Annotated in this window: 9 protein-coding genes; 3 read left to right on the top strand and 6 right to left on the bottom strand. The window is 40.8% G+C overall.

Annotation, left to right across the window (positions count from 1 at the left end; translation table 11 throughout):
* Window positions 1–4: 4 nt before the first annotated feature.
* From yegD to ACTRWE_RS04625, 6 genes are all read right to left on the bottom strand, one after another.
* The gene (yegD, locus tag ACTRWE_RS04650; protein WP_033103842.1) at window positions 5–1369 is read right to left on the bottom strand and encodes a molecular chaperone; all 1365 of its coding nucleotides are present in this window, start codon (window positions 1367–1369) and stop codon (window positions 5–7) included.
* Window positions 1370–1448: 79 nt separating this feature from the next.
* Window positions 1449–2291 carry a DNA ligase gene (locus ACTRWE_RS04645; RefSeq protein WP_033103841.1) on the bottom strand — a complete coding sequence of 281 codons (843 nt, stop codon included), beginning with the start codon at window positions 2289–2291 and terminating at the stop codon, window positions 1449–1451.
* Between the two features lie 34 nt (window positions 2292–2325).
* Window positions 2326–2982, bottom strand: coding sequence for an HAD family hydrolase (locus ACTRWE_RS04640; protein ID WP_462879563.1), 657 nt, complete (start codon window positions 2980–2982; stop codon window positions 2326–2328).
* Between the two features lie 104 nt (window positions 2983–3086).
* Window positions 3087–3386 (bottom strand): hypothetical protein, encoded by a 300-nt coding sequence (locus ACTRWE_RS04635; RefSeq protein WP_016899420.1) that lies wholly within the window; start codon window positions 3384–3386, stop codon window positions 3087–3089.
* Window positions 3387–3501: 115 nt separating this feature from the next.
* On the bottom strand, window positions 3502–5790 hold the full coding sequence (locus ACTRWE_RS04630; RefSeq protein WP_028835403.1) for a TonB-dependent receptor: 2289 nt from the start codon (window positions 5788–5790) through the stop codon (window positions 3502–3504).
* Window positions 5791–6139: 349 nt separating this feature from the next.
* A complete protein-coding gene (locus ACTRWE_RS04625; RefSeq protein WP_033103840.1) occupies window positions 6140–7012 on the bottom strand; it encodes a mechanosensitive ion channel family protein in 873 nt (290 codons plus the stop codon).
* 340 nt (window positions 7013–7352) lie between these two features.
* Between ACTRWE_RS04625 and ACTRWE_RS04620 the strand changes: the two genes are divergently transcribed.
* The 3 genes from ACTRWE_RS04620 (at window position 7353) to ACTRWE_RS04610 (ending at window position 11838) form a co-directional block, all read left to right on the top strand.
* On the top strand, window positions 7353–9488 hold the full coding sequence (locus ACTRWE_RS04620; RefSeq protein WP_033103839.1) for a M3 family metallopeptidase: 2136 nt from the start codon (window positions 7353–7355) through the stop codon (window positions 9486–9488).
* Between the two features lie 109 nt (window positions 9489–9597).
* Window positions 9598–10443 carry a carboxylate/amino acid/amine transporter gene (locus ACTRWE_RS04615; RefSeq protein ID WP_200882089.1) on the top strand — a complete coding sequence of 282 codons (846 nt, stop codon included), beginning with the start codon at window positions 9598–9600 and terminating at the stop codon, window positions 10441–10443.
* A 69-nt stretch (window positions 10444–10512) separates the two neighbouring features.
* On the top strand, window positions 10513–11838 hold the full coding sequence (locus ACTRWE_RS04610; RefSeq protein WP_033103837.1) for a glycerophosphodiester phosphodiesterase family protein: 1326 nt from the start codon (window positions 10513–10515) through the stop codon (window positions 11836–11838).
* Window positions 11839–11855 lie beyond the last annotated feature (17 nt).

The following is an 11855-nucleotide window of genomic DNA, read 5'->3' as shown; positions in this document are numbered from 1 at the left end:
CAGCTTACTTATAAAGCATGCTGGCCCATTTAGTAAGGCCAGCAGTTACACTACCAAAGTGATCACCGTTCACCATTTTTATGTTGCCTAAATGCTCACTCAACGCCGCTTTAATTAATGGAGACTGTGCACTTCCTCCCGTTAAGTAAATCACATCGGGAGTGGTATTCGCATCAGTAATTGCCTGTTTAGCCAAGGTAACAATCTGACTAATGCTATCGTCAACAGCAAGCGCTAAATCAGCGACTGAAATATCTTTGCTTAATGAGTTATCTAAAAAGGCTAAATCACAATTAAAACTATTTGCGGATGTTAATGCAATTTTAGCCGCTTCAGCTTGTTGAACTAATTGGTGACCTTGCTTATTTTGCTGTAAGTGAATAAGTCGTTTATAAAGTTCAGGAGCGCTGACATCGCGTAACTGCGCACTGAGTTCACGATAATGCTGGGCACTATAAAACTGGCTCTGTAAATTCACATCGTTAATTTTACAAGCTTGCCAAAATGGTTGATTAGGTAGTGGTAAACCTGACTTAAACGTACTGCCAAGCCCGAGTAACGGCATTAAACCATGGTAGCTCAAAGCAATATCTAAATCGTTTCCGCCTACTCGCTTTCCGCTATGCGCTAAAAAGTCTGCATCTCGTTGTTGCTTATTCCTAAAACTTGGCCCCATTTGTACAAATGAGCAGTCACTGGTACCACCGCCAATATCAATCACCAATACTTTTTGGTCTTGCGTTAAATCACTTTCATAATCAATCCCAGCCGCGAGTGGCTCATATAAAAACTCAACATCTTTAAAGCCCGCCCGGTTTGCTGCGCGTGTTAAAATACCCACGGCTTGTTGGTTTGACTGCTCACCACCGACCGCTTGAAAATTCACTGGGCGCCCAATAACAGTTTGGCTCAGCGTATACCCTAACGATAATTCAGCACGTTGTTTTATTTTTAAAATCATTGCTGTAGCAATATCTTCAAAAAAATTGATTTGCCCTTGCTTTAAGCCCGTTGCGCCAAAAAATGATTTAGGGGATTTTACAAAATAACCCTCTTCAGGAAATTGTACATATTCACTAATTGCCTCACGGCCAATAAATAGAGTGTCGTCGCCGGCTTGTAAGTCTAGGTCTGATTTAATTCGCGGGAGCGTATTAAGCAAGGGTTGGCGCGCGGTTTTATAGGCATGCTCATGCTCTGAGCCATGCAAATGCTGCGCAACAAAATCAACGACTAAGGCGCTATGATGAGTGTATAAAGTTGATGGAAGATAATGTTTGCCTTGCTCTAAAGGGATAAGCTGAACACGCTCTTCGTTTAAAACACCCATAGCACAATTAGAACTACCATAATCAAAACCAACAAACATAGATCACCAAACATTACCAAAAAGGCCGCGCAATTTAGCATAATTGCTAAAAAATATATACTGAATTGGCCTACACTCTTTATTTTTCGGGTCTTTCTCGCAAAAAGCTAGCAAAACGCGGTAAACCATTTTTAGTGTACCCGTGGTATCGATAAGTGATTATTGAACCAATGGCTGGCGGACGCCTGCGTTCTTCATCACTAAAGCCCGTGCCAATAGAAAAGGTTACGCCTTGCTTGGTTTGCACTCGCAATGCCCCGAGCATACCTGTGTATTTACCTTTACCTGGTAAATGTTCAATAACTAGCGCTTCAGCATCCAAATAAGGTTTGAGTTTTAACAATGCACTAGAGCGACCACTCGAATGCTTAGCCTCTGCTAAATGAAGCATAACGCCCTCCCCGCCTTGTTTGGTGACCTCATTAAAGTAATCACTTAGTTGCTGATTGTCGCTAAATTGATATTGCTTAACCGCCTTAATATGGGGGCTATTTAACTTAGTAATGAGTGACAGGTAATTTTGATAGCGACGATGAAAAGGCGTGCTTGTATCTGGCATATCAAATACTTGATAAGTCACTGTTTGCCAGAGTAAGTCGTTGGGTATTTTTGTTCTAACAATACCACTGAGAACAGAAAATTGCCCCCGCTTGGTCCATAACTCACCGTCTAACCAAACATCAGGCAAAGGGGCGGTAAACCACTTAGGAGGATTAATTGGATTACCTTGGCGGGTAACAAATTGTTTCCCCGTCCATATTGCTCTAACGCCGTCAAACTTTTCACTCACCAAATATTGGCGAATATCGTTATGCTTAGTTTCATCATAAACATCAGCGAGTTGCACCTGCGGCAATTGCGCTAATAAACTCGCACTAAAAAGCGTTAAAAAAATAAATAGGTATCTTTGAATAGTAACCATAACTGCATCCTTGCAAATTTAAATATGGCTTAAACTATAGTTGAGATTGAAGCCATTGCCAAAATTCTTCAAGGTTATCCATTTGCTGTGTTGCTTTACTGAAGTCGTGCTGCTCGGTGTGCTTATTAGCAATCGCTACAACGGCTAAGGCTGCATTATTTGCTGCTGTTACGCCAGTGAAGGTATCTTCAACGGCAATCGCATTTTTTGCAGCGACCTGCATATTTTTAAGTGCTAATAAATAGGGATCACCGGCAGGCTTTGGATTGGTTACATCGTCTTTTGTAACCACCGTATCAAATAAATCATAAAACCCTAATCCTTTTAGTATTGGCTCAGCTTCATGGCGTGCGCTGCCTGTTACTAACGCCATTTTTAAGCCTTGCTCTTTAACCGCGAATAAAATATCTGCAGCATAAGGCATTAAAGGCGGTAAATTGGTTTTAACGAATTTGCTAAACAAACGGTATTTTTCATCCGCTAAATAGCGACTACTCACAGACAAGTTATGGGTTTGTTTTATTTCCTTTGCAGCGTCAATCGTGGGGCGCCCAGAAAAGCGCTGGCAAAAATCATCTTCGTCATAACGCACACCAAAAGGCGCAAGTAATTGGCTCCAACAGATATAATGCACACTTTCAGAATCAACTAACGTGCCATCCATATCAAATAATACCGCTTCAATAGACATACTTTCTCCTTGTTGTTTAGCTGTTTAGCTGTTTAGCTGTTTAGCTGTTTAGCCTATGCCCTGAATATTAAAAAAGGTGCCTAAGCACCTTTCATTAATGTGTGTTACTCAGTCAAGCCTGCTGGCGGCTCAGCATAAGCGTCTTCACCGGTATTTACATCAACTAACTCGTAACCACGGGCTTTGCGCATCACTTTAAGTACGGGTTTTTCAAATGCTGTTTTTAAGCGCTCAGCATCATCTTTTAGTTCATCTAACGAAGTACCAAACGGCGCTGCCCCCGTTTCTGACCAGTTAGTTACTTTACCATTTAGGTTATATTCGACTTCATGTATTTGATATTGCGCCGCTTCATCTTTGGTTGCTTCACAAAAAATTACACGGTAATTCCAAAATCCAGCCATTACTTTTTCTCTTTAATAAACATATGAGCGCTACTTTAGCAGCTCTACAAAAATAAAAAAGCCTGCACTAGGCAGGCTTTTATCAATAATTACAATTTAACGTTAAATTTTTCGATTAGAAAAAGTTAACTTTAAATTCAGCACCAATGTAACGCTCTTCGTTAACCATTGCTGTGTTGTTGTTGAAATCAACACCACCAATCGCTTGTTGCTCGTCAAATAGGTTACGCACGAATGCTGATACTTCATATTCGTAGTCGCCTTGTGCCCATGCATAACCAGCACGTAGGCCTACTTCTGTTAGTGGCTTACCTTCAAACTCAACTGATTCATATAAGAAAAAGTCAATTTCACTACGGTAAGACACATCAGCGTAAGTGAAGAATTCACCTTCAGCGAGTTCTTTAGTGTAACGAAGTGTGATGTTAGAGATCCACTCTGGAGCATGCGGTAAGCTGTTACCATCTAAAATAGCACGGTCTTCAGGACCAAATGCACCTGGTACTTGGAACGTAGGATCAGTAACAGTACATTGTGCACACACAGCAACGGCTAAATCTTTGTCTTTAAGCTCGGTTTTGTTGTAGCTTAAGTTAAACGTGGCATTTAGCTCATCCGTTAACACCCACTCAGAATCAATTTCGAAACCGTAGCCAGTTGTTTTATCAGCATTTAATAAGCGGTTAAAGTTAGCACCACCACCTACAGCCGTTAGCTGTTGGTCGTCCATGGTGTAATAAAATACCGTTGCGTTAACACGGCCTTGGCCATCTAACACATCAGATTTAATACCTGTTTCAAACGAAGTAACAGTCTCTGAATCAGCAACGGTTACTTCATCACCAAATAAGATACGACCTTGAAGACTCGGTGCACGGAAACTGTTAGCAATGCGGCCATACCAGTTTACGTCATCATTGACTTTGTAGTTAGCCGATAAATCCCAGCTTACGTGATCATCGCTTACATTTTTTTCAATGTAAGTCGCAGCACCACCTACAGGGCTAAGCGTACGATTTGCTGAGAACTCTTTCTCATCGTCAGAGTAACGCAGGCCTGCTGTTACTTTTAAATCATCAGTAATGGTGTAATCAACTGAGCCAAACACAGCCCATGCTTTAGTGTCTTGCTGTTGGCTAACAAACCCATTTAATACGCCATTATTAGCCGTATCATAGCTAAAGTTTTCAATCGTTAATGCTTCGTCGAAGTAAAAAACACCCACCTGGTAATTTACATCGCCAGCAAAGTTGCTTGATAAACGTAACTCTTGCGTGTATTGGTCTTGGTCTGGAATACCATCAGCACTTTCTGAAGAAAAAGGAATAAAACCAGGACCCATAGCTACTGGAACATCATTGATAGAGAATCCACCGTAACCACCATCAATGTCAGCACGAGAGTAAATTTCTGCACTTTCCCAACCAGAGATTGACGTTACTGTGTGGTTAGCTAAGTCCCACTCAAGTTTAAGGCTTGCACCTTGTGATTCCACTTGTTGCGTCGCACGCGATGCGGCATCGTGGTAAACCACATCATTTTCAAAATCATCAACTAAGTCGTTAGTGCCAGGCTTGATAGTATTGGCACGAAAGGCAATTGGAGAGCCATCTAAATCACGGACATGGTAGTTAAATAATCCAGTGAAATCGTCACCTTCATATAAAAATTGAATACGTGCAGCTTGTTCAGTGTAACCACCTAAGGCATCTTTTTGTTCAAAGCCCGGTGCACGATTATCAATATAATCGTCTTTGTCTTGCCAAAGTACTGAAACACGCGTTGATAAACGGTCTGTTAATGAACCACCAACAGCGCCTTCAAAATCAACTGCGCCACGGCTACCATATGATACAGAGCCATAACCTTCAAATTCTTGACTTGGTTTAACAGTATCAAATTTAACTAGACCAGCAGGCGTATTACGGCCGAACAACGTACCTTGTGGGCCACGAAGCACTTCAACACGGGCTACGTCAAATACAGGGAAACCTTTTAAAATAGCATTTTCTTGTACAATTTCATCAACCACAAGTGACACAGGCTGTGAAGCATTCAAATCGAAATCAGTGTTACCTAAACCACGTACATAAAAGCGTGGGAATGAACGACCAAATGAAGATTCAATAGATAAACTTGGGATTTTCGCATTCATAAAACGAATATCCATACCAGCTGAGCTGTAAGCATCTAAACTGTCGCCTTGCAGGGCTGAAACAGCAACAGGTACTTCTTGAGCGTTTTCTACTCGTTTACGAGCAGTTACTTGAATAACTTCTAGTTGGTTCTTCTTAGCAGTAGTTTCTTGCTCAGCAGCTAGGGCTGAAATTGAAGTACCTGCTACGGCAGAGAACAACGTTGCATTGATAAGGGTTGCTAACGTAGATCTTTTCATTGCTTTCATGTCGGGGTTAACCTTTTTAGTGCACTCTTGTTCAACGGTTGATGTGTTGCGCAATTAAATAATTACGGATTCAGTCAATTTTTCGCGACTTGCTCTATGCGGCGCGGACCTTATTACCGAGAGTACAAAAACGGCATAAATAAGGCTGACTGAATACGCGAGATTATACCATGCTGTAATTAATTTACCGCATGCTGAGTGTTAAAAATATAAACTTATTTTTAACACTTAAGCGCACTATCCCGACTTTTAGTGTACTTTTAGCAACTAAACAACCAAAAAGCGGACATATGTCCTTACAATGAATTGTTAAAAAATGTGGCAAAATAACGCGGCACTTTTTTAAATACTACTTTTTCACTAATGAACGTGTGAGTGCAATTTCACCATCAATATGAATATCTCGCTGCGGGAACGCAATAACCACATCGTGTTGTTCAAACACTTCATAAATACTAAAGCGAATATCACTGCGCACTTGTCTTAAGCGAGTTTCAGATTCAGCGCACACCCAAAAAATAGCATTAAAGACCAGCGAGCTGTCGGCAAAGTCATCAAACAACACCGTTGATTGGGGCGTTGTTAATATTGCTTCATGTTCATCTAATACTTGCTGAATTAACTTTTTAACCAGTAATACATCAGAGCCATAAGCTACGCCTACGCTCACGGATGAGCGCGCATTGCCATCAATAAGCGTCCAGTTTGTAACCGTATTTTCTAATAAATGGCTATTAGGGATCAACATATGCACCCCGTCGTTTCTGCGAATGCGGGTAGAGCGAGTGTTAATAGTTTCAACCACCCCTTTTGCAGTGCCAACTTCTAGAAAATCGCCAATACGGATTGGCCGCTCCCACATTAATATCCAGCCGCTAATAAAGTTATTAATAATATTTTGTGCACCGAACCCCACACCAATGGCAATCGCACCCGATACAAAGGCAAATGCGGTTAGTGGAATGTTGAGCACCTCAAGGGAAGTAAAAAGTAAAATCGCAATACTTAAAATAAAATAAAAACGCGTGAATAAATGCACTGCATCTGGGCTCATTTTTCGAGCAAGTAATGACTTCTTAATCAATTTACCAATACGTGTAACCACAAACCACATAGTAAATAAAATCAGTGGGACTTGAATGACTTTAGCAACCGTAATATGTACGTCGTTATAACTAAACAGCACAAAACCTAGTATGTCGTTAATTTGTTCTATATTCATGATTATTCCATATAAAAATAAGCTAGCAGTTAGTAAATCAGTAAATGCTAATAATTGAGTGAGTCTAGCATGTGGTTAAATTAAATAAGTAACAGTCTGTTTAAAATAATGACGGTAAAACAACCGTAATTGCCTCGTGTCGACATGCTTGCATTGACCTTGGGGTAATTTGGGCTGTGTACTGCTGCTTTTATCTACTAAAGCTGTTTTTGCAATCTAATTTGCGTTTAAATCCTGCTTTAAATAGATAAACTTTGTTGTATATAAGTCAAAATTTGGTAAGTTAACTGTGTTTTCGACTCACTAAGCCTATTTCGGCTATTTTTTCTATGGAGTTATTATGCGTAAAACACTGATTGCCACTACGATTGCTAGTGCACTTTTATTATCTGCCTGCTCTTCTGAGAGCACTAAAGAAACAACACAAGAAACCGCAGCGCAAGTTCAAGACATTAACGCAAGCAATGTATTGTTCAAACCAAGTCCACTTCAATACATGGCACCTGAGTTTGATAAGTTTGGTACGACTGAATACGAAGCCGCATTTGATGCAGGTATTGCACAGCACAATGCAGAAATATTGGCAATTGCCAACAACCCAGCGCCAGCCACTTTTGAAAACACCTTAGTTGAAATGGAGCTGGCAGGCGAGCTACTAAACCGCGCATCAGCTGCGTTTTATAACCTATCAGGTCTTATTTCAAACGATGAATACCAACGTATTGATAAAAAAATGGCGCCAGTTTTCTCGGCTCACTCTGATGACATTTATTTAAATGGTGCATTGTTTAAACGTGTACAAACGGTATACGACAATAAAGATAAGTTAAGCGCTGAAGATCAACGCCTAGTCGATTTTTACTACAAACAGTTTGTAAAAGCCGGTGCAAAATTAAACGATGCTGAAAAAGCAAAAATGCGTGAAATCAACGCTGAGCTTGCAAAACTATCAACTGAGTTTTCTCAAAACGTATTAAAATCGTTTAAAGAAGATGTAATTTTAGTAACAGATAAAAGTAAATTAGCGGGATTATCTGAAGGTGAAATTGCCGGTCTTGCAGCCGCTGCTAAAAAAGCAGGCAAAGATGGCTACATGATCACCTTAGTGAACACCACGCAACAGCCTATTTTAGCAAGCCTTGAAAATCGTGAACTACGTGAGCAGATTTTTAAAGCATCAACCAATCGTGCTGCTAAAACAAATGGCCCTATCATTATTAAAGAAACTAACCTGCGCGCACAAAAAGCAGAACTGTTAGGCTTTAAAGATTGGGCTTCTTATGTAATGACTTCACGCATGGCGCAAACTACTGATAACGTGTACGGCATTTTAGATGACTTAGCGCCAAAAGCCGTTGAAAAAGCGAAAGCAGAAGCACAAGCAATTCAAAAAGTAATTAATGATTCGGGTGAAAACTTTGAACTTAAACCATGGGATTGGTCTTTCTACGCAGAAAAAGTACGCGCTGAAAAATACGACCTAGATCCAGCCTTAGTTAAGCCTTATTTTGAAATGCAGTCGGTTATCCATAACGGCCTGTTCTTCGCTATGGAAAAACTTTACGGTATTACCTTTAAAGAGCGTAAAGACCTGCCGGTTTACCACGACGATGTAATGGCATTTGAAGTATTTAACGCCGATGGCAGCGCAATTGGTTTATTTTACATGGACCCATATGCACGTGAAGGTAAGCGTGGCGGTGCATGGATGAGTGCATACGTAAGCCAAAGCGGCTTAAAAGGCACTAAACCTGTTATTTACAACGCACAAAACATTCCAAAGCCGGCTGAAGGCGAGCCAACGCTCATGACGTTTGACGAAGTATCAACTATGTTCCACGAGTTTGGTCATGCGGCACACGGTTTATTCTCTGACGTTAAATACCCAAGTCTAGCAGGTACTGCAACAGCACGTGACTTTGTTGAATTTCCATCACAAGCACACGAAGATTGGATGATTGAACCAACGGTACTTGCTAACTACGCTAAACATTACAAAACTGGAGAGCCAATTCCTCAAGCACTACTTGATAAAGTACTTGAGTCGCAAAAGTTCAACCAAGGTTTTGGTACCACTGAATATTTAGCAGCAGCACTACTGGATATGGAATGGCATTCATTTGGTTCTGATAAGAAAATAACTGACGTACAGCAGTTTGAAAGTGACGCATTAAAGGCACATGGTATTGATTACTACCCTGTTCCGCCGCGTTATAAATCAAACTACTTTAGCCATACGTTTGCAGGTGGTTACTCAGCAGGTTACTACGCTTACCTGTGGACTGAAGTATTTGCAGCCGATGCGTTTGCTCACATGGAAAACAACGGTGGCTTAACGCGCGAAAATGGCGATAAGTTCCGTAAAGAGATCCTATCAAAAGGTAATAGCCGTGACTTAATGCAAAGCTACATTGAGTTTAGAGGCCAAAAACCAACCACTGACGCCCTGCTTAAGCGCCGTGGTTTAGTTGATTAATTAATATTTTTAATCAGCTGATATAAAAGCCCGCTTGCGGGCTTTTATTGTTTATAGAACAATATATAACAGATAAACTGACACCATTACTTAAGACAAGATGAGTGTTATGGGCTATTTATTTGCAGTTACCCTTCTTTGGGCGTTTTCGTTTAGTTTAATTGGTGTGTATTTAGCAGGCCAAGTTGATGCATGGTTTAGTGTGTTAATTCGTGTTGCTTTAGCAGCGTTAGTATTTTTGCCTTTTTTAAAGAAAATCCCCACCCCGCTTGCATGTAAACTCATGCTGATAGGCGCACTGCAACTGGGGGTTATGTATGGCTTTTATTACCACTCATTTTTGTTTTTAAGTGTGCCTGAGGTGCTGTTATTTACTGTAATGACCCCGCTTTACATTACGCTTTTAAACGATGCGCTAAATAAACAGTTTAATCCGCAGTTTTTTATCGTTGCATTTATTGCCGTACTAGGTGCTATTACCATTCGTTATGAAAACTTAGACAGTAACTTTTTAGTCGGATTATTACTGGTTCAAGGCGCTAATATTAGTTTTGCCATCGGCCAAGTAACCTACAAACGATTAATGCTTAATAAACAACTCGATGATAAAACCGTATTTGGTTGGTTTTTTATTGGCGCACTAATTGTTGCAAGCGCCTGTTACGCCTTATTTGGTGATCTTAACAAATTACCAAGTACCTCAACTCAATGGGGCATACTGATTTATTTAGGTATTGTGGCCTCTGGTTTAGGCTACTTTATGTGGAATAAAGGCGCGACGCTTGTCAATGTTGGCGCGCTGGCGGTGATGAACAACTTGCTTATTCCTGCCGGTATAATTGTTAATGTGCTTATTTGGAATCGAGACGCTGACCTACTTAGATTAAGCATTGGCGCGGGAGTGATGTTGGTTGCCTTAGTAGTAAACCAAATAATGGCTAAATCAGCAAATTAATCACTCTGTAGTGAAATTGTCATTAATAATTAGTAAGGTAGCGTCCACTTTTATTTTTAAGGACAAATAATGAAGCGCATACCTTTTCTAACAACTTTTTTATTATTAAGCTCACTTACTGGCTGTGATGACGATGTAAAAATAGTCGAAAAAGAAGTGGTTGTTACCAACACTGACGTTGAAATTGTTGAAGTATCTACCCCGGTTATTGTTGAAGTAGCACAAGGCACTAATATTCAACTAGGTACTCGCCCAGACTACCTAGTTGACGATATGGCTAGCAGCGCACTAAAAACAAAATTAGAATCGTGCAAGGAAGGTCCTTTTTATCGTACTGATTTTTCAATTGGTCACCGCGGTGCTCCAATGCAATACCCAGAACACACTAAAGAATCTTATATTGCAGCCGCTCGCATGGGAGCAGGTGTTGTCGAATGCGATGTAACCTTTACCAATGATAAAGAGCTAGTATGTCGTCATTCTCAGTGCGACTTGCACACCACCACCAATATTTTAGCCATTCCAACATTGGCTGCTAAATGTAGTGAGCCATTTACCCCAGCAAACTCTAACAGTGGCACGCCTGCTTCAGCTAAATGTTGTACCAGTGATATTAGTTTGACAGAATTTTTAACTCTTGAGGGCAAGATGGATGGCGCGAACACCAGTGCCACCAATGTTAGCGATTACATGAAAAGTACACCCCGTTGGCGCACTGACTTATACGCCACCTCTGGTACACTCATGACCCACAAACAAAGTATTGCACTCTTTAAAGAGCTGGGAGTAAAAATGACCCCAGAGCTTAAATCCCCTCAAGTAAGTATGCCTTTTAACGGTATGACCCAAACGCAATACGCACAAAAAATGCTGGATGAATACACGCAAATGGATGTACCCGCTTCGCGAGTGTATCCGCAATCATTTAATTTAGCCGACGTAGAATATTGGATTAATACTAATCCTGAATTTGCAGCGCAGAGTGTCTATTTAGATGGGCGCGACAGCAATGCAGGGTTTGATCCAAACAACGCTGTAACATGGCAGCCATCTATGGCAGAGCTCGTAAACGACGGCGTTAAAATTATTGCGCCACCCATATGGATGCTATTAAGCATAGATAACAACAGTAATATTGTTCCCTCACAGTATGCCATTGACGCTAAAGCCGCGGGGCTTAATATCATTGCATGGAGTCTTGAGCGCTCAGGCCCTCTAAATCAAGGTGGCGGTTATTATTATCAGTCAATTAGTGATGTTATAGATAACGATGGCGATATGTTCACTGTGGTTGATGTGTTAGCGCAAGACGTAGGTGTAATGGGTATCTTTTCCGATTGGCCAGCAACCGTAAGTTACTATGCTAGTTGTAATAACATGCCTGCAAGTATTTAAACTTTAAGGCGTGTTTA

The organism is Pseudoalteromonas sp. G5_S1_54_S4, from assembly GCF_054968565.1.
This window is presented reverse-complemented; position numbering and strand designations above follow the sequence as displayed.